The sequence below is a fragment of the Paraglaciecola sp. QJM3NY_14 genome (assembly GCF_056173245.1).
The window spans coordinates 3193692-3216703 of sequence record NZ_CM149664.1 but is presented as its reverse complement, the minus strand read 5'-3'; the positions used below and the strand labels follow the sequence as shown (position 1 = coordinate 3216703).

The 23012-nt window shown below is 45.2% G+C and carries 21 protein-coding genes; 9 read left to right on the top strand and 12 right to left on the bottom strand.

The window, feature by feature from the left end:
• The first annotated feature begins 2 nt into the window (after positions 1-2).
• From AC0VYA_RS13615 to AC0VYA_RS13585, 7 genes are all read left to right on the top strand, one after another.
• A complete protein-coding gene (locus tag AC0VYA_RS13615) occupies positions 3-602 on the top strand; it encodes a gluconate 2-dehydrogenase subunit 3 family protein (RefSeq protein ID WP_473474753.1) in 600 nt (199 codons plus the stop codon).
• Between the two features lie 69 nt (positions 603-671).
• On the top strand, positions 672-1436 hold the full coding sequence (locus AC0VYA_RS13610) for a 3-keto-disaccharide hydrolase (RefSeq protein WP_475488630.1): 765 nt from the start codon (positions 672-674) through the stop codon (positions 1434-1436).
• A 304-nt stretch (positions 1437-1740) separates the two neighbouring features.
• Entirely contained in the window at positions 1741-3309 is a 1569-nt protein-coding gene (locus AC0VYA_RS13605; RefSeq protein WP_011575456.1) for a sodium/sugar symporter, read from the top strand.
• Positions 3310-3533: 224 nt separating this feature from the next.
• A complete protein-coding gene (locus tag AC0VYA_RS13600) occupies positions 3534-4754 on the top strand; it encodes an aldose epimerase family protein (protein ID WP_475488629.1) in 1221 nt (406 codons plus the stop codon).
• A 6-nt stretch (positions 4755-4760) separates the two neighbouring features.
• Positions 4761-5768, top strand: a complete 1008-nt coding sequence (locus AC0VYA_RS13595) for a substrate-binding domain-containing protein (RefSeq protein ID WP_473474750.1) — start codon at positions 4761-4763, stop codon at positions 5766-5768.
• Between the two features lie 15 nt (positions 5769-5783).
• Complete coding sequence (locus tag AC0VYA_RS13590; protein ID WP_475488628.1) at positions 5784-7211, top strand: MFS transporter; 1428 nt, start codon at positions 5784-5786, stop codon at positions 7209-7211.
• 14 nt (positions 7212-7225) lie between these two features.
• A complete protein-coding gene (locus AC0VYA_RS13585; protein WP_475488627.1) occupies positions 7226-8239 on the top strand; it encodes a LacI family DNA-binding transcriptional regulator in 1014 nt (337 codons plus the stop codon).
• An 18-nt stretch (positions 8240-8257) separates the two neighbouring features.
• Here the strand turns inward: AC0VYA_RS13585 and AC0VYA_RS13580 are convergent, their stop codons facing one another.
• The 12 genes from AC0VYA_RS13580 to corA all read right to left on the bottom strand — a co-directional run bounded on the left by AC0VYA_RS13580 (position 8258) and on the right by corA (position 19281).
• Positions 8258-9805, bottom strand: a complete 1548-nt coding sequence (locus AC0VYA_RS13580) for a GAF domain-containing protein (RefSeq protein WP_475488626.1) — start codon at positions 9803-9805, stop codon at positions 8258-8260.
• A gap of 442 nt (positions 9806-10247) precedes the next feature.
• Complete coding sequence (locus AC0VYA_RS13575) at positions 10248-10610, bottom strand: carboxymuconolactone decarboxylase family protein (protein WP_011575450.1); 363 nt, start codon at positions 10608-10610, stop codon at positions 10248-10250.
• A gap of 238 nt (positions 10611-10848) precedes the next feature.
• Positions 10849-11748, bottom strand: a complete 900-nt coding sequence (locus AC0VYA_RS13570; protein WP_475488625.1) for a F0F1 ATP synthase subunit gamma — start codon at positions 11746-11748, stop codon at positions 10849-10851.
• Positions 11741-13327, bottom strand: a complete 1587-nt coding sequence (locus tag AC0VYA_RS13565; RefSeq protein ID WP_475488624.1) for an alternate F1F0 ATPase, F1 subunit alpha — start codon at positions 13325-13327, stop codon at positions 11741-11743. The genes AC0VYA_RS13570 and AC0VYA_RS13565 overlap by 8 nt, the downstream gene beginning before the upstream one ends.
• A 68-nt stretch (positions 13328-13395) precedes the next feature.
• Positions 13396-14304 carry a F0F1 ATP synthase subunit B gene (gene atpF, locus AC0VYA_RS13560; protein ID WP_475488623.1) on the bottom strand — a complete coding sequence of 303 codons (909 nt, stop codon included), beginning with the start codon at positions 14302-14304 and terminating at the stop codon, positions 13396-13398.
• A gap of 3 nt (positions 14305-14307) precedes the next feature.
• A complete protein-coding gene (locus AC0VYA_RS13555; RefSeq protein ID WP_475488622.1) occupies positions 14308-14586 on the bottom strand; it encodes a F0F1 ATP synthase subunit C in 279 nt (92 codons plus the stop codon).
• Positions 14586-15305: a F0F1 ATP synthase subunit A gene (locus AC0VYA_RS13550; RefSeq protein WP_475488621.1), complete on the bottom strand. Its 720-nt coding sequence runs from the start codon at positions 15303-15305 to the stop codon at positions 14586-14588. The genes AC0VYA_RS13555 and AC0VYA_RS13550 overlap by 1 nt, the downstream gene beginning before the upstream one ends.
• Complete coding sequence (locus tag AC0VYA_RS13545) at positions 15295-15621, bottom strand: N-ATPase subunit AtpR (protein WP_475488620.1); 327 nt, start codon at positions 15619-15621, stop codon at positions 15295-15297. Before AC0VYA_RS13545 ends, AC0VYA_RS13550 begins: the two co-directional genes overlap by 11 nt.
• Positions 15611-16021 carry an AtpZ/AtpI family protein gene (locus tag AC0VYA_RS13540; protein WP_475488619.1) on the bottom strand — a complete coding sequence of 137 codons (411 nt, stop codon included), beginning with the start codon at positions 16019-16021 and terminating at the stop codon, positions 15611-15613. The genes AC0VYA_RS13545 and AC0VYA_RS13540 overlap by 11 nt, the downstream gene beginning before the upstream one ends.
• Before the next feature lie 4 nt (positions 16022-16025).
• Complete coding sequence (locus tag AC0VYA_RS13535; RefSeq protein ID WP_475488618.1) at positions 16026-16415, bottom strand: F0F1 ATP synthase subunit epsilon; 390 nt, start codon at positions 16413-16415, stop codon at positions 16026-16028.
• Entirely contained in the window at positions 16405-18018 is a 1614-nt protein-coding gene (atpD, locus tag AC0VYA_RS13530) for a F0F1 ATP synthase subunit beta (RefSeq protein WP_475488617.1), read from the bottom strand. The genes AC0VYA_RS13535 and atpD overlap by 11 nt, the downstream gene beginning before the upstream one ends.
• Positions 18019-18213: 195 nt before the next feature.
• Complete coding sequence (gene corA, locus AC0VYA_RS13525; RefSeq protein WP_475488616.1) at positions 18214-19281, bottom strand: magnesium/cobalt transporter CorA; 1068 nt, start codon at positions 19279-19281, stop codon at positions 18214-18216.
• 185 nt (positions 19282-19466) lie between these two features.
• Between corA and AC0VYA_RS13520 the strand changes: the two genes are divergently transcribed.
• Together AC0VYA_RS13520 and AC0VYA_RS13515 are read left to right on the top strand one after the other, a co-directional pair.
• The gene (locus AC0VYA_RS13520) at positions 19467-20459 is read left to right on the top strand and encodes a D-cysteine desulfhydrase family protein (RefSeq protein ID WP_475488615.1); all 993 of its coding nucleotides are present in this window, start codon (positions 19467-19469) and stop codon (positions 20457-20459) included.
• Between the two features lie 310 nt (positions 20460-20769).
• On the top strand, positions 20770-22815 hold the full coding sequence (locus tag AC0VYA_RS13515; protein WP_475488614.1) for a putative bifunctional diguanylate cyclase/phosphodiesterase: 2046 nt from the start codon (positions 20770-20772) through the stop codon (positions 22813-22815).
• The last annotated feature ends 197 nt before the right edge of the window (positions 22816-23012 follow it).

The window sequence follows — 23012 nt, the reverse complement described above, 5'->3', positions numbered from 1 at the left end:
TCATGAGTATGAACAGACGCGAATTACTTAAAATGATTGCCGCTGCCACAGGCACGGCGTTTGTTAGTGCGAACGCGATGGCCTATGTCACGTTGCCGATGAAAACCGTTCAAGAAACGGCGTTCTCAAAAGATGATATCGCATTTTTTAATGAAGTCGGAGAGGTGATTATTCCTCGCACGGATACGCCTGGGGCTAAAGATGTCAATGTTGGCTATATGATGGCGGTGATTGTCACTGATTGTTATACCGCTCCTCAGCAGGCTGCATTCAAAGAGGGCATTGCATCGATAAAGGCGTTGGCTAAATCAACTTATGGTAAAGATTTTCTTCTGCTCAATACTGAACAGCGCGCAAGCCTGTTAGCCTCATTGAATGACGAAGCCGATGTATTCAACACTAACGCTAAATTGGCAAATAAAGGCGTAAAAGACGCAGAAAAACCTACGCCTCACGGCTTTACGTTAATTAAACAGCTAACGTTGTTTACCTTTTTCACCTCAAAAGAAGGCGCTACCAAAGTATTGCGCTATGTGGCTATTCCAGGTCGCTACGATGGTGAATTGCCGTATAAGAAAGGGGATCGCGCGTGGGCTACGTAGCAGGCAATTAATTGAGTGCTAAATGACACCGTCACCCGTGACAAAAATTTACCCCAAGGGACAAAGTTAATGAAGTTAACCAAACGAATAAGCAATCTAACGTTAATACTGGCCGGTGCTATATCGCTGAGCCAGGGTGTAAACGCCGAGCAGAGCCAAGCAGAGCGTGAAGCTCAAGCGCAAAAAACCGAAGTGTGGGAGCCAGTCCCTAAGATTGTGTCAACCCCTGTGGGTAAAGCACCGTCTGACGCGGTGGTTCTTTTCAATGGCGATGATTTAAGGGCATGGGAAGCGCTTAAAGGCGGCGAAGCACCTTGGAGTATCGGCGGCGATGTGTTGACGGTAAAACCGGGTGCTGGCGATATTAAAACCAAACAGAGCTTTTGTGATGTGCAATTACATATGGAATGGCGCACACCTACCCAAGTTGAGGGTATGAAAGGACAGCAACGTAATAACAGTGGTGTGTTCTTTCAGCAGCGCTATGAAGTGCAAGTGTTAGACTCCTATGAAAACCCTACCTATTCAAATGGACAGGCAGGCAGTGTTTACAAGCAAACAATTCCGTTAGCAAACGCTATGCGCCCAGCAGGTGAGTGGCAGTACTATGACATCATCTATACCGCGCCGCGTTTCAAGGGTAAAGAGTTAACTCAGCCTGGATACGTCACCGTGATGCATAATGGTGTCCTATTGCAAAATCATACCGAGATTCAAGGTAAAACAGAATGGATTGGCGCCCCGAGCTACGAAGCCCACGGGTGTGCACCTCTGCAGCTGCAAGATCATGGTAATTTAGTGAGTTTTCGTAATATTTGGGTGCGTGAACTGTAAATGTACGTGTGAAATAGCGTAATAAAAAGAGCCGCTTTTGCGGCTTTTTTTACATCGGGTGTACGACATAGGGCCTATCTACAGGCCATTTGATGTTGAATGATTATTTCGCATCGCTAGTCATCATTATCGTGAATTGAAAAGGTAAACCGATTTCATGATGTTGGCGTTAAATGAGGCGGTAGCGTATAGTTTTCGCTTTAAAGGATGTATAGCCAAACCAAGAAAATATCTTAAATGTTACTTGCCCTCTTTTAAATGGCCAGTGGTAGATTTCAACAAATAGCGACAAGGAAAATAACAAATGAACTATTCACTCGACCCAATTGATCTGGGGGTGTTTATTGTTTACGCCGCTGGGTTACTTGCCCTTGCTCTTTGGATATCCCGAGACGAGAAGTCACATGACAGAACCACACAAGATTATTTCTTGGCCAGTAAATCGCTACCCTGGTGGGCGATTGGTGCGTCATTGATTGCGGCCAATATTTCAGCAGAACAAATCATTGGCATGTCAGGCTCTGGCTTTGCGTTAGGCCTCGGCATTGCCTCTTATGAATGGATGGCGGCCATTACATTGATTTTAGTGGGTAAGTATTTACTGCCCATATTCCTTAAAAATGGCATTTACACCATGCCGCAATACTTAGAGCAACGCTTTGACAGTCGGGTCAAAACTACTTTAGCGCTTTTTTGGTTAGGGGTATTTATCTTCGTCAATTTGACCTCGGTTTTGTGGTTAGGGGGATTAGCAATACAAAGCGTCGCTGGTATTGATTGGATGTATGGCATGATCTTTTTAGCTGTTTTTTCTGTGGCGTATTCCACCTACGGTGGACTAAAGGCCGTGGCGTACACTGATATCATTCAAGTGGTGTTACTGGTTTTCGGGGGCTTCTTTTTAAGTTACTTAGCGCTGCAACAAATATCGGGCGGGGAAGGGGTCTTGAAAGGCTTTAACATATTAACCGAGAAAGTCCCGGGCCACTTCGACATGATTTTAAGCCCTGATAATAGCGAATATATGAATCTGCCCGGTATCTCGGTGTTAGTGGGCGGTCTGTGGGTGATGAACGTTGGATATTGGGGCTTCAACCAATATATTATTCAGCGAGCGCTGGCGGCAAAAAGCATTCAAGAAGCACAAAAAGGTATCGCGTTTGCCGCGTATTTGAAGTTACTTATGCCGATCATAGTGGTGTTGCCTGGTATCGCAGCGGTTATCTTGTTTCCAGACATTGAAAAGCCCGATCAAGCGTACCCATCCATGATGTCGCTTATGCCAGTGGGCATAAAGGGACTAGTGTTCGCCGCACTCGTAGCCGCTATTGTTTCGTCTTTAGCGTCAATGACCAACAGTATTTCAACTATTTTTACGATGGATATTTACCGCCCTGTGCGTCATGACAAAGATGAAAACCACTATGTGAATATTGGGCGCTTGGCAACTGTTACCTCTTTGGTGGTAGCGGTCTGTGTTGCCCAGCCCCTTATCGGGCAGTCAGAGCAGGCGTTTCAATACATTCAGGAATTTACCGGGTTGTTTTCCCCCGGGATCACAGTGATTTTCCTAATGGGCATGTTCTGGAAACGCACTACGTCCTCAGGTGCGCTAGCAGCAGCGATTGGCTCCGCACTTTTCTCTGTATTGTTTGCCCTTTTCTTACCTGAGTTGCCATTTATGGATCGCATCGGCATCGTATTTTTAATGTGCTTAGCCTTAACCTATTTCGTATCATTACGTGAGTCCGCACCAAAAAATGATAGCAGCGTAGATTTAAGTGATGTGAACTTTGGTACTACAACTGGCTTTAATATCGCCGGCATAGGCTGTGTGTTAATACTCATAGGTCTGTACGTCACCTGGTGGTAATGTCTTTCATCAGGGCTGGTGTTCAGCCCTGATTTTTCACTGAATTTCATGTCTTCTATCTCGTTTCTTTACAATTTGCGTCAACGTTTTTGAATGGTGCCGCCATTAACAATGATCTTACGTAACGTAATTTTCATGGGTAAACCGATTTCATTTTGACTGGAGTTTATCGTCTTTCTATCGTATGTTTGTGGCTGTCTATTCAACTATCATATGTATTATTGATGAAAAAATTCACATTATTTACTCGTGCTTATTTTCGATTTAACCGATTAGGGGGGGGGCTTCGACTATTTGTATTTATTGGCTCGTGCTGTTTAATTTATCTACCTGCGCTGTCAAAGGCACAAGAAGATGAGTCTAATGTGGACGTGACTGAGGAAATTTGGGGCCAATATAAAGGTGAGGACATAAAGCGTTTCACCTTATCTAATCAACATGGCATGCGGGTTAGCGTAACGAATTGGGGCGCCTATGTAACATCCATTATTGTCGCGGATAAAAACGGTACATTTGAAGATGTGGTGTTGGGTTACGACAGCGCAGATGAGTACGTGCACGACTGTTGTTATAACGGTGCAACCGTCGGCCGTTTTGCCAATCGTATTGCTGGTGGGCACTTTCAAATCGATGGTAAACCAGTGCAATTAAGCGTCAAGCGTGATGGTGGTAACAAAGGCAATCATGCTCATGGCGGAGAATTGGGGTTCAATAAGAAGTTGTGGCAGGCACGCCAAGTGCCCAGTGGAGTCGAGATGCGCTATTTATCCCTCGACGGTGAAGAAGGGTATCCAGGCAATGCCAATGTAACCGTGCTGTATCGCTTAAATGCTAATAATGAGTTTACCGTTAGTTTTCATGCTACCAGTGACAAAACAACCCCTATTAATCTCATCTCTCATATTTATTTTAATTTGACCGGCAACCAAAAGCGCAACATTGAACAGCACCAACTGCAGGTTGACGCTAGCGCATTAGTGCAAGTCAAAAAGAGCTTACTACCCACTGGTAAGCTATTGAGCGTGAAAAAGACGCCGTTCGATTTAACAAAAGCAGCGACCCTGCATGGACGACTTACGAGTGTGCATGAACAATTGAAATTGGCGAACGGACAAGATAAAACCCATGGTGGCTTTGATCATACTTGGGTGTTCGACCGATATGATGGTAAGTTGCTCCATCAAGTTCAACTATATGAGCCTGACAGCGGGCGAATGCTAGACATTCTAACCACTCAGCCAGGTGTACACGTGTACACAGGCAACTTCATGAACGGTAGTGCAATAGGTAAGCAGGGAAAACCAATGACATTTCGCAGTGGCGTCGCACTAGAAACGCAGCACTTTGCCGACTCGGTGAATCAACCTCAATTTCCCTCTACCTTATTAAGGCCCGGTGAAACATACTCTGAATCAACCGTTTATCGCTTTGGGAGCAGACAGTAAAAAGCAATGGCAACCATTAAAGATGTAGCAAAATTGGCCGGTGTATCACCGGCGACGGTATCTAGGGTCTTGAGTTCGACCGTTGTCGTCAGCCCAAAAACCAAAGCCAGAATTGAAAAAGCCATCGCTGAGCTGGATTTTAGGCCCAATGCCCACGCTCGTGCATTAGTGAATAAAAGTACACATACCATAGGTGTGGTTATTTCGCAGCTCGCCGACCCTTTCTTTGCGCAAATGGCTAGCAGCATCGAAGACGTCGCTAAAAAACGCAAGTTCAAGGTATTGGTCAGTACCGGCTCATTAGATGCGCAAAAAGAATTAACCGCCATCAAAAGTTTACAAGCCCAGCGCTGTGAGGCCATGGTAGTGAACAGTAAAGCCTTGGCTGATGACGTGCTTATCGATTTGGCTCAGCGCATTCCTGGCTTCGTATTAATCAATAAATTTATTCCCGAGATCAGTGAGCGTTGTGTTTGGTTTGATAATATTGCGGGAGGAAAGGTCATGGCCGATTACATGGCGTCCCTTGGTCATACTGGAATTGCGGTGGTTTCCACCAAAGAGCGAGTCTATGATGCAACTCACAGGTTAAATGGTATTCGCCAGTCACTGAATGCTCATCAGATAGCTTTGCCAGAGGAATATATTGCGCACGGCTCTCCAGATTATGACGGAGGCCGTGCCGCAGTCGCAAGTTTCATTCAGCGCGGGGTGAATTTCAGTGCTGTGCTTTGCTACAACGATGCAATGGCAACTGGCGTCATCTCAGCATTGACAGATTTAGGAAAACGAATACCGGATGATGTATCAATCATCGGCTTTGATGATGTTCTGTTGGCAAAGTATTGTATGCCTAAGTTGACGACGGTGAAGTACCCTATTGATATTATGGCGCGCAAGGCCACAGAGTTGGCCTTGAGTCTTGTCGCTAAAGACAAAACCGTAAATCAAAACGCCAAAGACTATCAGTACAAGCCATTTTTGGTGAAGCGTGAGTCAGCCGCAAAACATTAGCGCGGAGGCGAGTACATGCTGACGTTACCCGATATTTCTCGTCAGCATCTTATCGCTCTTGGCTTTGGGTTTTTAGCACTGTTTTTTGCAAACCAGAGCCTTAGCGCAATGGCCGTTCCTTACTTTCAAATGACCTTAGGGCTAGACCCATTTTGGTTAAGCCTAGTGATTGCCGCTCCTATTATGTTTGCCGCTTTTATTAGCCAAAAAGTCGGTCGAGCTTCTGAACGCATACAGCATAAACATGGCAACCGCCGGGTCACACTGTTTATATCGGGCGTGACGTCAGGTGTGCTGTTTGGAGCGATATGGTTAGTGCCAAATACTTGGTCCAATACTGACGTATTATGGTATGTGTTAGCGTTCAACTTCTTGTTTTCTATTGCCTTAACGTTTCTTACTATCAACGTTAAGTCACTGGCATTTGAGCTAAGCCGTGACGAAACTCAGCGTGTTAAGGTCATGGCATTTGGCTCTTTGTTTGAGCGGTTTGGCACCTTCGCTTATTTTTGGTTGTTTCCCTTGGCGCAATTGTCTATGTGGGGCAGCGTATATCTGGGGATCCAATATGTAGGCTGGTTTATCGGGATCGTACTGATTGCCTTTTTTTCAATTGTTAGCGCGTGGTGTTGTGCCCCAAAACCAGTGACATTGTCGTCGATGAGTGCTGAGCAAACGGGTCTATTTAAGCGCAAAAGAGAAACGCCTGCGAATGCTCCTGGTTGCATAAGCATCGCCAAACCACCAGCGGACGAAAGAACGAAAAGGGCCTTATTTTTATTGTTGAGTTTGACGCTGATTAAATTTGGTGCAATCAGCATTTTTACCAGTTTTGATTTTTATCTTTTAGTGTATTTTGTAAAGGGCGGTGACGTTGAGGCAGGTGCTTACTGGAAGGGTATTTTATCGTCAACGTTTGCATTGGTAACCTTAGTTATGATCCCGCTATTTTCATACGTTGCGATAAAGCTCGGCAGATTAAAGGCTTTGAGCATTATCTACTGGTTAACTGCCTTGGGTGCGGTGTTAAAATGGTTTATTTATCAGCCAGGCAATGAGTGGGCTGTGATCATAGATGCATTACTAGGTGCGCCTTCTTGGGTGGCCATTTCCGTTATCATACCCAGTATGTTGGCCGATTTATGTGCCTATGAGCGAAAACTATCAGGACAGAATAAGGTAGGGTATTTTGTTTCAGCGCAAAATAAAGTGATTAACATTGGTGTCGTAATGACGATGATCGGTGCTGGTCTGCTGCTCAACTTAGTGGGTTTTGATGCTAACGCGGGGGAAAATCAACGCCCCGATAGTATATTTTGGATGCGGGTGTGTCTAGCGGGAGGCCCGTTAGTACTGTGTTTTATATCCTTAATGATTGTGAAGTGTTATCCCTTATCCGAACAACGAATGGCATTGAGTAAAGATGCTATACATGGAGTCTAAAATGAGCGTAAGTCATGCCAACCATTAAAGATATTGCTAAGGCTGCAGGTGTATCACCGGCGAGTGTTTCAAGGGTTATTAACGATGGGCCGAAAGTCGGTGCTAAAACACGTGAAAAAATAAAGCGCATTATGCGCGAAATGCAGTACCAGCCAAATGCTAATGCGCAAGCAATTAACATGCAAAACAACGCGTCTATAGGAATTGTACTTGCTGACTTAACGGATCCTTTATTCGCCAAAATGGCTCATGGTATTGAAAAAGTCGCCGCACAAAAAGATTTACAGATTTTTCTCAACTCAGGGGCGTTTGACCGCACCAGCGAGCTCGACGCCATTGAAGTATTACTGGAGCATCGCTATAAAGCCTTAGTGGTGCACAGTGCGATGATAGACGAAAAGACCCTAATCGAATTTGCCCGTAAAGTACCAGGGTTAGTGTTACTCAATCGGCATATCAAAGAGATTGAAAATCGCTGCATCTGGCTAGATGACAAGTTAGGCGGCGCGTTGATGGCAGACCATATCGTAGATAAAGGCCATAAAAAAATAGCGATTATTGGCGTGGATGGTATTCAAAATAACACCCGACTTCGCATTGAGGGCATGAAAGCCCAGTTAGCCAAATATCCAGTCACCTACGAAATCGAAATGTTAGCGCAAGGCGCGGCTACCTACGAAGGCGGTGAAGTCGCAGTGCAAAACTTACTCGCACGAGGGGTAGAGTTTAGCGCTATTTTAGCCTACAACGATGCCATTGCGGTGGGGGCGGTTTCAATGTTGAAGGCTCATGGCATGACAGTGCCTGATGATGTGTCAGTGGTTGGTTTTAACAATTTGATCTTGGCCCAGTGCATAAAGCCTAAGCTGACGACAATCCACAATCCTATCGAAGAAATGGCCATGAAGGCGACGGAGCTGGCACTTTCACTAAGCAAGGGAAATGGTGATAGCGAGCAAGATTACGCCATAGATGAGCACAAATACCGTCCAGTGCTGGTAGAAAGGCAATCGGTAAAGCAGCTCTAATGAGGTTTAATGCGTGTTTTAAGGCGCGTCAACTTCCTCAGTACTTAGGATTGACTGGTTAGCGAAGTAATGGACGCTGTTGCGCCCCTTTGCTTTTGCTTTATACATAGCTTGGTCGGCGTTTTTAAGCAGTGTATCCATGTCAGCAGCATCATTTGGATAAAACGCAATACCAATACTCGCGGTACAGTAAACGCTTTCATCTTGGATAAAATACGGCTTGGCCAGTGCATCTGATAATTTGCGCCCCAGGGCCGCAATATCCTCTGGGGAGATGGCATCTCGCAGGACGATGATAAATTCATCTCCGCCGAGTCTCGCTGCGATATCACTTTTGCGAATACACCCTTTTATACGTTTCGAACACTCTACCAGTACGATGTCCCCAGCAGCGTGACCTAGTGTGTCATTGACCGCTTTGAATTTATCAAGATCTAACATGGCAACAGCAAGCCGTTTTTTCTCTCGATTAGCTTGAGTCATCGCGCTTGCGAGGTGTTCGTAAAGTAGGTTTCGATTAGGTAGATACGTCAAGCTGTCGTAGTTGGCTTGTTGCCATATTAATTTATCCGCTTTTTCTCGCTCAATGGCGATGCGAGTAAGATTGACAAATTGCTCTATCAGTTTGAGTTCGTCATTTTTTGGCGAGTATTGTTTTTGAAAATAGATAACGAAGCTACCTAAAACTTTTCCGTTGTTGCCAATAATGGGTTCAGACCAACAAGAAGCCAAATGGGCTTTTTGGGTCAACTCGGTCCAATCCACCCAGCCCGGATGACTAGCAATATCTGTTACAACCACACGCTTTGAGGAGAACGCCGCTTCAGCCCACGCGCCAATACCGTGGCCAATTGATAGGCCGTCAATAGCCTGATTGTAATAGTCCGGTAGGCTTGGCGCTGCGCCAACCAATAACCGCCTGCCTTTTCGATCGACGAGTAGCACGCTGCATAACGCATTAGGGATTTCATTTTCGATGCCATTAATAATTGCCGGTAGTATTTTAGATAACTTACTGGAACTGGCGATTAACTCGAGAATGTTATTGTGAATTTGGTTTATTTTGTCTTTGTTTGATAATTGTCGATTTTTATTTTGCATAAAAACTGAAAATATTAGCGAAAATATATTCGTTACCACAAAGGATGCAATGATGCGGGGGAGTGTGAAGCTATCGAATTGTTGAAACGTTAAAAAACACGCGATGGTAATTAAAACCAAGTTAAACAGGCTAGCGATTAGGGTCGGTAAGAGGTAAAAGCTGGCAATAATGATCGGGAAAACCCAATAAATTAACCCTGCGCCCTTAACGTGTATCCCTATTAGAATGGTGACTTGGGCAACAAAGGCGAATATCCCGCTCAACAGTTTGATTCTGCTAGTGAACCAAACCCCTAAAAAAATGGCAAATATGCCACCTACGGCCACTACATCTACCAAACTATTAGCGATGTCTCCAGCCATAAGGCTCAACAAGAGAAAAGGAGAGAGTACCAGTGAAGCTGAGCCTGTAATAGCCAGAAGAATTTTATCTTCTAAGGTACGATCTTGGAATTTAATCGTCATATTAGGTCACCGTATAATGCATGGTGGCGTTCTCTTAAAGTGCAATAAACCAATGGATAACATAGCTGAAATTAACCGTTAGTGTTATAAAAAACAATAAGATAAGCTAATAAGTTTGCTCTTAGGCCGTTGTCAGACATACTGATAACCAGAGGCTATTTATCTGTGACGTGTGAAATTCAATCTATAGGGGACTGTATTAATGCGCAGCAGCTACTGAGACCAAATGAATCCACAAAGCGCTGGCAAAAAGCCACAACATAGCGCTGAAATAGAAAGCATATTTCTTCAATATAGGCATGATCCGCAAAACGCCTTCGGGCACTTATATTCGCATGCACGCTTTGATGTAGAGCCTCAGGCATCGCGATTATCCACTTTGCTCAAAATCACAAACTGCACTAAAAATACCCTGTAAAGATGAATAGCCCTGGTGTTTTGTTTACAAAGGTAAGTCTTGATTTAGCTCGAATTGATCTAAGGCTTCTAGTGCTTCGCAACCATACACCATAGACGGTCCTCCACCCATTAATATTGCTACTCCTATGGTCTCTACAATTTCTTGTCTATTTGCACCGGCTTTTAGTGCGTCATGCACGTGAAAAGCGATACACCCATTGCAGCGTACAGATATCGCAATACTCAGTGCAATAAGCTCTTTGGTTTTATTGTCCAAAGCGCCTTTGGCGACAGCATTTACGTGGAGTTCACCGAAACCCGCCATGGTTTCAGGGATTTCAGAAATTAGTTTGGCACTGAGATCTTGTAGCTTTTGATAGGTGTTGATGTGATCAGTTGGTTGCATTGATTCGGCCTTTTAAAGTGGTGAGTTCGACGAGTGAAAATGCGCTACGCGTGATAAAATTATTCACGCAAAACGTGATGTCATTTCTACTTTTTCATACAAATAAGTATGCGCGCTCAACGAAATCAGCTATTGATGCAGGTCAAAGGAAAGTTGTTTAATTTTTATAAGGCAGTTGGGTCTGCGCGCTAACCTGAAAACAGGTTAGTTGTTTACACTTATCAGATTTGATTACGGATTAATTAGCATTTCCCAGCGCTTCGAACCCACTGACCAAATCTGATAACTCTTCATCAATGGCACCTTGACGATGGCGATGAAATTGCCGCAATAGTAAGGTTTGCAATTCATCTATGTTTTTTTCGGCTCGCTGCATAGAGGTCAGTCTGCTGGCATTCTCACTGGCCAGTGATTGTGTAGCGGCCCTAAAAAGAGATGTAAAAAGATATTCTCCAATCAGTGCGCTAAAACTTTTTTGAGGGGCAGTTAATAGTTCTGGGATGCACTTGGTCGGCCATACTTGAGTGTTAATTTGCTGCTGCCATTGTTTATCTAGTGGTAATACGCGTTGGCAAGTCGGCTCATATTGCGCGTTTTGAGCGCTGTGATTGAAAAATAGATAGACCTCCTCTAGTTGATTTGTTTGCTGATGCCTGTGGATTTCCTGCAACAATTCTGTCACCAATGACGTGACAGTACCTATGGTGTTAGGCAAAACAAGGGGTTTTTGCACCGTATGCTGGCTGTCTTCTAGGTAGGAGTACATTCGCTCTCCCACCGCCCATATTAGTTTATCGTTAGCAAGCGTTGCGATTTTCTCGGTCATAAATGCCAACAGCACATCATTAAATTGACCTACGAGTCCTTGATCAGAGCCAATGACGATAATCCCAGTCTTGCCACGCTCTTTGCTTGATGGGGTTATCTTAACGCTCGGTGTTTGAGCGGGTAAGTCGATATGATGGAAATACCCCATTAAGCCCAGTTGTACCGTATGATAATAATCATCTAAAGCATGCACAGCGTTTTCGTATTGAGTGATATTGACCGCTGCCATGGCCTTCATGGTGCGCACGACCGATTTTAAATCGTTTGCGCTGTGCAGTTTATGCTGTATGACGCTGCTTGACTCACCCATCGGCTTCATTAACCGTAGGCTGAATTTTGTCACCACTGCGCAAAGTGCCTTGGGCAAAAGGTTTAAGTGCTTGGGATAACATGTCGAGAATGATGTGTTGATCTTGCTCTTCTATGCTTTCAGCCTGTTCTAATTTTTCAATAATAGGCAGGGGCAGGCTAGTTAGGCCATCAATGGCAGCGGATTGAGCGCTGTCCATAGCCGCTAAATCGATTGCATCAAACAGGTCATTTGTCAGTGCCAGTAATATTACAATTTGAGCTGCCACCGACAGTGGGCTTGACTCAGCTTGCTTAAGACATGAGCGAATACGCTGTCCGTGCTCGATTGTCTGTAAGCTATTAGCATCTAGACGCGCCCCGAAGCGGGCAAAGGTTTCAAGCTCTTCAAACTGTGCGTATGCTAATTTTAATGCCCCAGAGACTTTTCTAAATGCCGAACGCTGCGCTTTGCCACCCACCCGAGACACAGATTTGCCCACATCGACAGCTGGTAAGATGCCAAGCGAAAAAAGAGCGGGCGATAAATATATCTGGCCATCGGTAATCGAAATCAGGTTGGTCGGTATGTAAGCCGACATATTTTGCTCTTCAGTTTCAATGATGGGTAATGCGGTCATCGACCCACCTCCGTGCGCCTCATTCAAGTGCGTTGAGCGCTCAAGTAAGCGTGAGTGCAGATAAAATATATCCCCAGGGAAGGCTTCTCGGCCCGGAGGCCTGCGCAGTAACAAGGATAGCTCTCGATAAGAGCGCGCGTGCTGAGTTAAATCATCATACACAATCAGCACATCTCTGCCTTGCTCCATGAAATATTCACCAATACTGGTTGCCGCATAGGGGGCGATATAATCAAGCCCGGGGGGATCATTGCCCTCAGTGACCATTACCACTGTGTATTCAAACGCATTATGGCGCTTTAAGGTGGCCAGTATTTTGGCCACCGACGCTGACTTTTGTCCTATGGCGCAATAGACGCACACCACGTTTTTGTCTTTTTGATTGAGAATGGCATCTATTGCGATCGATGTTTTACCGGTTTGTCGGTCGCCCATAATGAGCTCGCGTTGGCCTTTACCAATCGGTATGAGCGCGTCTAATACCTTGAGGCCGGTTTGCAGCGGCTCAGTGACTGGGGAGCGCGTCATTATCTCAGGGGCTGGGCGTTCTATTGCCATGCGTTGCGTGCAGGTCAGGTTGCCCTTACCGTCAAGCGTACGACCAAGGGGATCAATGACTCGGCCTATTAAATCAGCCCCAACAGGTATGTCTACCACACGTCCTGTGCGCTTAACTTCATCCCCAGCGTTAAGCTGACTGTAATCCCCCAGCATGATGACGCCAATGTCATGTTCATCAATGTTAAATGCAATGCCGTAAATATCCCCAGGAAAGCGCAATAATTCTTCAAAGCCTGCGCTGGGTAAGCCATGCACGATGGCAATGCCAGCAGAAACACTTTTCACCGTCCCGATTTCTTGCAACACAAGGTTGGGCTGTGCTCGCTGACGGCTCTGCTCAAGGTGCTCAAAAAGGTACTGGTAACCTTGTTTCAGGTTGTTATCAACGCTGGGAGTCATTGCCGTTCCTTCTTATTACTGTTTTCAGCCGAGTCTTGTTACTGGCGCTTTGGTATGCGAGCTCAAACTTAGGCATGGGGGATTTTAGCCTCAGCGTGGGGGGGATTAGCCTCGGGATTGTCAGTTCCCTCGTTTTCAGTTAGGCCTAACGGCGTTTCTGTGAAAGGGATAAACTCTGCCTCAACGTCCTCTTGTAGCTCAGCTAAGTAGTTGTCAGTGCTCCAGGCGAGTTTCCAACCCCCCATGGTAAGCTCAATACCGTTAATTAACCTAGGTACGATACTTTCTGACAGCTTTATTGAAGGGGCGGGATTTGATGGCGCTGCATTCACACTGTTGTTTTGTGACGCGTCTTTTTTAAAAGAGGGCAAGTATTCTTGTAAGCATGCGAGCAATTGTTTTTTTTGCGCCTCAGCGAGTGGTTGAGCGCTGCGCACCACAATTTGATTGCCATTATTGGCCAGTGCTCGGGTAAGCGCAGCATGCTGATCATCATCTAGGGTGTTAAGGCGCTGAACAAGTTTATCTATCATCTTCGTTTGTAAGTCGCCGTCCGCTAGCTCGGTTAACACTTTGCGACTGATGGCATACACTTCATGAATATTCTGTTGCAATACATCTTGCTTAAGCTCGGCCATTTCTAAACGCAGGGCGGCGACCCGTTTCTTCACTATTTGTTCGGCATTATGTCGTGCGTTATCAAGCAGGCTTTGTGAAGCCATTTGCGCTTCATTTTTAGCCTCACCGACTAGTTGCGTGCGTTCCTGCTCAATGTGCGCAAGTTTACTTTCATACTCAGTGCGCAAGTTTTCTGCTTGTGATTTGCAGTTATCAGCATCCGCTAAAATACCGGCAATCTTCTTTTCTCTGGCGTCTAAGCCATCGATGATGGGGTGATACAAGAAGCGTTTTAGCAACCATAGCAATAGTAAGAAATTGATCCCTTGGGCGATGACCGTAAACCAGTCGATTGGCATGCTTTACCTTCCATTCTGGCTAATAAAGTAATTCCAGAAGGGATTACTGAATAACAGGATCATGGAAACTACAAAACAATAAATGGCTGTAGATTCAATCATGGCTAGGCCCACAAACAAGGTGCGGGTGATTGTTGATGAGGCATCAGGTTGTTGCGCTAACGCTTTCAGTGCGCTGGCCACAGCGGATCCCTCTGCCAAAGAAGGCCCTAATACGCCAATGCCAATCGTCAGGCCTGCAGTGATGATGGAGCAAATAGCAATCAAAGTTAGGCTATCCATTATTTTTCCTTTGTTGGGTTAGATTTAGGCGAACGTAAAGTAAGAGACTGCTGGTTATTTACCACACTTGCAGCCCCTATATAGACAGATGCAAGAACGAAGAATATATAGGCTTGTACCATGCCAGTGAGTAACCCAAGTACTGACATGATCACCGGGAATATGAACGGTGAAATAACCAGTAATATGGCCAAGATCATTGCGCCGCTCATCATATTTCCAAACAATCGCACCGCTAAGGCGAGCGTTCGTGATAACTCCCCTATGATATTAAAGGGCAGCATGAACGGGGTAGGTTGTGTGTAGGATAATAAGTAACGCTTTACGCCTCTATTTTTAATGCCGTAATACGGCACGGACACAAATACGCACGTTGCCAGCGCTATGGTGGTAGACAATGACCCCGTGGGAGGCTCGAAGCCAGGAACCATCGTCAGTAGATTACTCATGGCAATAAACAGAAATAACGTTCCTAGAAACCCCATGTAAACTCTAGGCTTTGTTAAGCCTGCGTCCGTTATCTGTTGTTGGATAGTTAGCACCAACATTTCTAGCCCGTTTTGCCAACGAGAGCGATGCAGGCCTTTTTTAAGATTACGCGTAATTAGGTAAGAGGCGCTTACCAACACGACCATGACGACCCATGTAAAGAGTATTGTGGCGCTGATTTTAACGAAACCATACTGCCAATAAATGATTTCATCAGGGCTAATGTGCATGGGGCAATTCTCGTTTTTCGTTGTGTGAATTTTGAAAGCGTGTTAACCATTTCGTCATCAGTAAGCGGCCGATAACAAATCCAAGTAAGCAGGCGATTAAACGCCACATATCGTTTGCCGAGACCCAATAAAAAACCGCTACGGCGGTTGCCATTCGCGCTAAAATACCCCCTAAAAACCATGCTGCGGGAAGGGTTGACTGTAAGCCCTTTTGGACGGTGAACCAGAGCGCATAAAAGAAACCGCACCCTAATAGCAGGCCGATTAACAAAGGGGTCAGTAAATCCGCTAACTGGGGTGTGAAATTAGACATCATGTTGATCATTTTCCTTGTTATCGTGTTTTTGCATAGCCGCGTTCTGATGCATAGTCGCGTCCTCGTGCATGGCCGCGTATTCTTTGCTGATCCACGCCCACGCAGTGAAACACCCCAGCGCCAATCCAGCGAGCAGTAATGCAAGTGTCCATGAACGCGGATCGGCATATTGCTTATCCAACCATATGCCTATTCCAACGCCAATCAGCGTAGGGATGGCTATCGACCAGCCTATGGTGCCCATCATTCCTAGGCCAAACCAAACGCCCGCATTTTTTTGACGTTTTGCTTTTAGCTTTAACGCCACTTTTGCATCAACCTGTTTGGTTAGATGGGGTACATCGTTGTTTGCGCTGTGCTTGTTTTCGTTAGGCTGTGGTTTAGCGGAATGGCTTTTCATCGATTTAGTGCTTCGACAATGCTGAAAACTGTTTCAAAAAGCCGCTTTCTAGTTTCGCCAAGACACTGCGCAGCGCTTGTTGTTCTTGATCCAGCGCTAGAAATTCTTGCTTGACGGCTTGTTGTAATTTTTGTAACGAACTGCCCCGAATGGCGCGGCGCACCGAAATCATCACTTGGGCACCCGTCTTAACCATTATGCCTTGGTCTATGGCAATAAACTGAGACTGCTGGGCACCTTGTTGATAAGTCAAAATGCCGGGGACTAATGGGCTAATACAGTCTAAGCGTTGAGGAAGAATGCCATGGCTGCCAGAGGGCGTTTCTATCACCAAATTTGTTACATCGCCAAGCGTGGCGAACACCTGATAGGGCAGTAGAATGTTAACGTCCATTTTGGGGCTCCTCCAGTGACTCGTTTTGCGCATCTTGCTTAAAAGTGTTGGGTTGGGAGACATTGGGTTTAGCGCTGCTAGGTATAGCGTTGTCTGGTTCAGAGTTTTTCGGCCCAGGACTGTTGCTTTCAGAGTTACTGGGCTTGAGGTCGCTGTTCATTGAGCTGTTTTTCTCAGTGGCGCTTTGTTTGGGTTTGATGGCTTCATCTATTTCGCCAATCATGTACAACGCGCTTTCTGGATAATCGTCGAACTCACCTTGTAAAATACGCTCACAACCAGTAAGTGCTTGTTCAAGGGAGACAAACTTGCCTTTCATACTGGTAAATTGCTCAGTAGTAAAAAAGGGCTGGGTAAAAAAGCGCTCTAATCGCCTTGCTCTTGACACAACGTCGCGGTCTTTTTTCGAGAGTTGCTCAAGACCTAACATGGCAATAATGTCTTTTAGTTCATTGTACTGAGCCAGAATTTGTTTCACTTGTCGGGCCACGTCGTAGTGTCTTTGGCCGACGACCGTGGGCGTGGCTAGCTTCGAACTGGATTGCAGCGGATCCACCGCTGGATAAAACCCTTCACTGGCGCGTTTACGTGATAGCACTAAGGTTGCTGATAGGTGAGAAAAGGTGTGCACTGCGGCAGGGTCCGTAAAGTCGTCAGCGGGGACATAAACAGCTTGTATAGAAGTGACAGCGCCATCTTCAGTGTTGGCAATACGTTCTTCTAATCCCGCCAATTCAGTGCCTAACGTGGGCTGATAACCCATGCGGGATGGCATTTGTCCCATTAAGCCGGATACTTCTGAGCCCGCTTGAATAAAGCGAAAGATATTGTCTATCAGCAGCAGAACATCTTTTTTCTCGTCATCGCGAAAATACTCAGCCATGGTAAGCGCAGCGTGACCTATGCGAAAACGACTGCCTGGCGGTTCGTTCATTTGGCCAAATAGCATGACCATATTGTCGAGCACGCCAGCTTCTTTCATCTCGCGGTACAGCTCTTCTCCCTCGCGGCATCGCTCGCCGATACCACAAAAAATACTCACGCCTTGTTGATGACTAACCATGTTGTGGATCATTTCGCTTAATAGCACGGTTTTACCTACACCCGCACCGCCAAATAAACCCGCTTTACCACCTCGCTCAAGTGGACACAACACATCGACAATTTTAATGCCGGTTTCAAATATCTGTAATTGACTGGATATCTTAGTCAGGGCAGGGGGAGCTTGGTGAACACTGCGCCACTTGCCATCGTGTTGATAGGTATGACCGTCAATAGGGGCGCCAAACACATTGAACATACGAGATAAAGTGGAAGGGCCAACTGGCACTTTTAGAGGGCCGCCTGAATCTTCTACAGGCATACCCCGCGCCAAACCTTGGGTAGCCGTTAAAGCAATGGTGCGAATTTTTTGTGCTGATAATTGGGCGACAACTTCCAACACCACATGTTTGTTTTGGGCATAAATAACGTTGTGAATTGGCGGTACATGCTGTTCGAATATCAGCTCAACGATACTTCCCCGTACAGCGGCCACAAGGCCTGTGTTCTGGGCGGGATTGAGTTGATATTGCGCAGTAACCGATGTGCTTACATTCGACATGAATTAAGTCAACTTATGGATCTCACCTTGTCGCTATTATGCAAGAGGCTCAGAAACGCATATTGACTCGTGTCAACTTTAGGATTGAAAACAATGTGATTTCTCTTTTTCGACAGAGAACGTTATGTTGAGTATCAAAATTAGACTACAGCGAAAAAGAGTCAGTCCGTCGCTTTGCCACACTAAGCCTTACGATTAAATCCATTTGTGTTTTTTGAAAAATAAAAGCATGCCCACAATCATGAAAATCATTACCGCCCATGCGCCAAGGTAACCGTAAGGGGAGTATAGCTCGGGCATATTGAGCGGGCCTGCATCATGACTGAAATTCATGCCATAAATACCTGCTACGAAAGTGGGGGGAATAAACAAGGTGGCGATGATCGTTAGTACTCTCATTACATCATTGAGCTTTAAACTGACCACGCTCATGTAGAGTTCCATAAGACCATTAGCCATTTCGTGGTAGGTTTCAGTCAATTCAAGAATAGAAATACTGTGGTCATAACAATCGCGCAAAAATAGCTTAGTGTCAGCTTTAATTAAGTCTGATGTGTCGTCGCGAAGTAGGGTATTGAGCATTTCTCGGTGAGGCCAAATTTGTCTTCTTAACAGCAGTACCTCACGGCGTAACAGATGAATTTTTTGCAAAATGTCTTTGTCATGATTTTCAAGGAGTAGTTCCTCGGTGGCATCGATACGATCGGCGTATTGTTCTAAAACGGGAAATCCCCAATCGATAACCGTATCGATTAAACTATAAAACAGAAAATCAATGTGGCGCTTACGCAACCCAGAGGTGGGCAGTGTTAACCGATTACTGATGGCGGTAAATGGATTGAATTGCCCCCCGCAAAATGAAATAACCGTATTGTTCTTCAAAAATATGCTGATTTGCTGCAGGCTAACGCCTTTTTCGCTTGTTACTGGCAGGGTGAGAATAATGAAAATTTGATCTTCCTGAATATCAATTTTTGGCCTTTGTCCGAGATTCGACACATCTTCGATGAAGAGTTCGTGGATGCCGAAATCTTTCGCCAATTGGGAGAAAGTGGCTTTATCAGGATCACCTTGAACATGCACCCAGGTCTCATTGTTATTCCCCAAGTACGACGCACATTGTTCTGCCGTCACATTTTTTTTCTCAACACAGTCGCTGGCATCAAAATCAAACACATTGAGCGTTAACTGACCTTTTTTATTATCATGAATAACACCAGGCTGCGTTCCGGGTTGACTGTACTGCTTGCGAAATAACTTCATTTAAATCCTTGGTTACCTAGAAACGTGAGTGTATCGGTTGGGTTGCATAGCGTGACTCGTTTACCTGGCAAGTGTGAAGGCGAACAATCGACAACCACAATATATAATGAAAAATTGCAGTGGTGTTAACACAGGACCGAAAAAGTTGTAACGTTGATTTTCTTTTCGAATTTAGTGGGTTCACGATGATAAACTTTGCACTTATTCCACGGGTAACAATCTCCCACAATCCAACACCTCTTGAGAGTTTACCCAGGTTATCTGAAAAAGTGGGATGCAAGGTGTATATCAAACGCGATGATTGCACCGGACTGGCTGGTGGCGGCAATAAAACCCGCAAACTAGAGTATTTAATCGCCGATGCTCTGCAACACGGGGCCGACACTTTGGTGACGGTGGGAGGCTTGCAATCAAATCATGCGCGGCAAACTGCCGCTGCGGCCGCTAAATTTGGCTTAGGGTGCGAGCTTGTGCTTGAAGATGTTAAGGGCACGCCTAAAGCGGATTATTATCAAAACGGAAATGTGTTATTGGACACTCTACTGGGCGCCAATATTCATCGTTTAAGCCTAGAACAAGAGGTTGAAGCGTATACCAGTGCGCTGCTTGCAAAGCTAAAAATTCAGGGGCGCAAGCCGTATTTTATTCCCATGGGCGGGTCGAATGTGATGGGCAGTTTAGGCTATGTGCGCTGCGCCAAAGAAATATTACAACAATTGGCAGATGATGATCTTCACATCGACCAAATTGTGCTCGCGACGGGCAGTGCAGGTACCCAAGCAGGCTTGCTCGCAGGGCTGATTGCTGCTAACTCAGACATCTCGGTACTGGGTGTAGCGGTGAGTCGCTCGAAGGAAGCGCAAGAACAGTTAGTGGAACAGTTACTCAGAGAAACGCTCACTTTTTTAGACATTGATCCCAATCGGGCGAAAGGCAAAGTGGTTGCCAATGGCAACTATTTTGGCGAAGGTTACGGTATGACTACGCCATCAATGGTAACGGCCGTCAAGCGCTGCGCCGAACTAGAAGGCGTGTTATTAGATCCCGTCTATACGGGCAAGGCAATGGCTGGCTTTATGGACTTGTGCGCCACAGGTGAGATTGGGGCAAATAGTCACCAGCTATTTATTCATACTGGGGGCAGTCAGGGGCTGTTTGCTTACCGTGAGGAATTTTAATTTGCTCGATTTATAGTGCAAGGTCGACGGTTACTCATTGCTCATTTCTGAGATTCAGCATAGGGTTTATTTTTGCACGGCATAAAACAATATGCTGGTTGGTGAGCGAGGCTAAACCTAAAGGTTTAAGCGAGCGATTCTAAGCGAACGATAACAGGGGGGATGCTTTTATCCCGAGCTTGGTTGTTGCTCGTTTAGCATCTTTGGAATGCCAAGGACTCTGCGCCCAATTTGGGTGGTATACATGGCAGAAATCTCACACATATGTTGTGTGTGATGTTACTTTTAATGATTAATTGAATAATAAAATATGACTCTAGGCGTTTTTCGAGACTTTAAATCTCAGGCCATCATTGCTTTTGTAATGTGTTCGTTACTGGCGTTAACTGCCCACCGCTTGGGGTTAATGGATGTTTCACTCGATTTACTTTCCCCAGACACCCTGGTGGCTATGGAGCATCAACATGAAGGCGGCATGCGCAGCGAGTTGCATACTGGCGATCATTCAATCGCCATCGCCTGCGAACTTTCTGATATCAGTGCTTACTCCCTTTGTTTATTAAAACTTAACTACAGCCCGAGAAATCATTTTTCTCAAGGGCTCGATCTTTCAAACTATCAATCTGTTGAAATAGTCGCCACATTAAAAAGCCCTTCAGGCAAAGAAAACATTAAACTTTATTTAAGAAACAATAGCCCTGCTTATTCATTACCACACATTGATATTAGCGATAAATTTAACACCATCGAATTTGAACTGGGGGACGAAAGCACCACCTTAAATGTACCTAGCAAAGCGCTGTTCGTTGCCCAGTGGTGGAAAAGAGAAAGAGGTATAGGGTATGAGCAATCTCATGTCGATATCTCAAACATCGTTTCTATTGAGCTGGTCATTGATGAAGCGAAGGAACTCGGTGACTACGTATTAACGGTGCACAGTTTGAGCATGTCAGGGGAAGCGATAACAGAGCCTGAGCTGCTTAGATTGATTTTACTCTTACTCTTTATGGTCATAGTACTGCTGACCATCAGGCAGAAAAATAATCTCAAAAAAATATCGAGTACCGATCCGCTCACCGGTTTGTTGAACCGGCGAGGAATGATTTTAAAAGTCCGAAAAGAGTTCAAACATATCGTTGAGCACCATACGATAAGCTTATTTTATTTTGACGTTGACGACTTTAAAAAGATAAACGATACCTACGGCCACCCCATTGGCGACGAACTTCTGGTAGCAATTTGCCAAAAGGTTAAGCTGATCATAAGCGAAATGAACTTTGAGGGGCGCTACTCGTTCGCTAGGTTAGCGGGTGATGAATTTGTTCTGACAATTACTGATTGTGACAAAGAAAAAGCGATACAAGTCAGTCGTAGAATCGGTCAGCAATTGATTGACCCAATCCCCGTTAGCGGCTGCGAGGTTAAGGTTGGTATTAGTCTTGGTCTAGCGTATTCCAGTGATAAAAAAGCATCTTTTAAAGCGCTACTGTCTCAAGCAGACTCTGCGATGCGCTGTGCAAAAGAGCAAGGAAAAGGGCGATTCAAGGTGTTTGATGATAGCCTCGCTTCTGCGATCTATCTAAAAAAATCCATTGCTGAAAATTTAAAAAATGCACTGATAAACCAAGATTTCTCACTCAGGTTTATGCCCATATTCAGTTGTTCCGATTTAAAACCTAGACGCGTTGAGGTGCTTATTCGCTGTGAGTCAGACGCCATGCAAGGGGTTACTCCGGATGTTTTTATTCCTATTGCGGAAGAATTTGGCATCATCCAAAACATTGATTTATGGGTGGTAGAGACTAGCTTCGCCGCTATGCAAATGCATTTTCTGACACCTGGTCGTTCGTGCCCAGTCTTTTGCATTAATATTTCAGCCATTGAGCTACTCAACAGCAGCTTTCCGAAGCAGTTAAAAAAGCTCATGCATAAATACCAAATACACTCTGAGTATATTGAGTTGGAAATCACCGAAACTAGCTTAATTGAAGCCGGTGAGACGAGTTTAAGCATATTAAAAGAGCTTAAAAAATTAGGGGTTAATTTAGCCTTAGATGACTTTGGAACAGGCTACACGGGGTTTAATCAACTATTGGCCTACCCAGTAGATTGCTTGAAAATAGACCGTACTTTCGTGGCTGATATCGACAGCGAGCACGCTTCACACTTGCCTATGGTGAACGCGATCATGTCAATCGCCCAGTCCTATAATTTAGTCACGGTAGGGGAAGGGGTCGAGACCCAAGGGCAGTTAGATTACTTGCGTTCAGTCTCATGCAATTATGTTCAAGGTTACTTTCTCGCAAAACCGCTTTTACTTGATGATTATCTTTTGCTGCTAAACGATTACGCCTGAGGTGTTTGAGTATCTTTGTTAGTACTGCACAAGATAAAGGCTCGTAACGAATAATGAAGGTGATTTAACGCATTTACACTGTGAAAGACAGTTGAACTAGGTTAATTGGCTGCTACAGGATGAATAATCGGCAAAAATAAGCGAATGAAATAGAGGCGAGAAGAGGGTTTTAGCGAAGGCTCAACTTTGCGAATGAT

Bases quoted from the DNA above. Each gene is read 5' to 3' on its own strand.
- AC0VYA_RS13615 (WP_473474753.1), top strand. From the start codon at position 3: ATGAGTATGAACAGACGCGAATTACTTAAAATGATTGCCGCTGCCACA.
- AC0VYA_RS13610 (WP_475488630.1), top strand. From the start codon at position 672: ATGAAGTTAACCAAACGAATAAGCAATCTAACGTTAATACTGGCCGGT.
- AC0VYA_RS13605 (WP_011575456.1), top strand. From the start codon at position 1,741: ATGAACTATTCACTCGACCCAATTGATCTGGGGGTGTTTATTGTTTAC.
- AC0VYA_RS13600 (WP_475488629.1), top strand. From the start codon at position 3,534: ATGAAAAAATTCACATTATTTACTCGTGCTTATTTTCGATTTAACCGA.
- AC0VYA_RS13595 (WP_473474750.1), top strand. From the start codon at position 4,761: ATGGCAACCATTAAAGATGTAGCAAAATTGGCCGGTGTATCACCGGCG.
- AC0VYA_RS13590 (WP_475488628.1), top strand. From the start codon at position 5,784: ATGCTGACGTTACCCGATATTTCTCGTCAGCATCTTATCGCTCTTGGC.
- AC0VYA_RS13585 (WP_475488627.1), top strand. From the start codon at position 7,226: ATGCCAACCATTAAAGATATTGCTAAGGCTGCAGGTGTATCACCGGCG.
- AC0VYA_RS13580 (WP_475488626.1), bottom strand. From the start codon at position 9,805: ATGACGATTAAATTCCAAGATCGTACCTTAGAAGATAAAATTCTTCTG.
- AC0VYA_RS13575 (WP_011575450.1), bottom strand. From the start codon at position 10,610: ATGCAACCAACTGATCACATCAACACCTATCAAAAGCTACAAGATCTC.
- AC0VYA_RS13570 (WP_475488625.1), bottom strand. From the start codon at position 11,748: ATGGGTGAGTCAAGCAGCGTCATACAGCATAAACTGCACAGCGCAAAC.
- AC0VYA_RS13565 (WP_475488624.1), bottom strand. From the start codon at position 13,327: ATGACTCCCAGCGTTGATAACAACCTGAAACAAGGTTACCAGTACCTT.
- atpF (WP_475488623.1), bottom strand. From the start codon at position 14,304: ATGCCAATCGACTGGTTTACGGTCATCGCCCAAGGGATCAATTTCTTA.
- AC0VYA_RS13555 (WP_475488622.1), bottom strand. From the start codon at position 14,586: ATGGATAGCCTAACTTTGATTGCTATTTGCTCCATCATCACTGCAGGC.
- AC0VYA_RS13550 (WP_475488621.1), bottom strand. From the start codon at position 15,305: ATGCACATTAGCCCTGATGAAATCATTTATTGGCAGTATGGTTTCGTT.
- AC0VYA_RS13545 (WP_475488620.1), bottom strand. From the start codon at position 15,621: ATGATGTCTAATTTCACACCCCAGTTAGCGGATTTACTGACCCCTTTG.
- AC0VYA_RS13540 (WP_475488619.1), bottom strand. From the start codon at position 16,021: ATGAAAAGCCATTCCGCTAAACCACAGCCTAACGAAAACAAGCACAGC.
- AC0VYA_RS13535 (WP_475488618.1), bottom strand. From the start codon at position 16,415: ATGGACGTTAACATTCTACTGCCCTATCAGGTGTTCGCCACGCTTGGC.
- atpD (WP_475488617.1), bottom strand. From the start codon at position 18,018: ATGTCGAATGTAAGCACATCGGTTACTGCGCAATATCAACTCAATCCC.
- corA (WP_475488616.1), bottom strand. From the start codon at position 19,281: ATGAAGTTATTTCGCAAGCAGTACAGTCAACCCGGAACGCAGCCTGGT.
- AC0VYA_RS13520 (WP_475488615.1), top strand. From the start codon at position 19,467: ATGATAAACTTTGCACTTATTCCACGGGTAACAATCTCCCACAATCCA.
- AC0VYA_RS13515 (WP_475488614.1), top strand. From the start codon at position 20,770: ATGACTCTAGGCGTTTTTCGAGACTTTAAATCTCAGGCCATCATTGCT.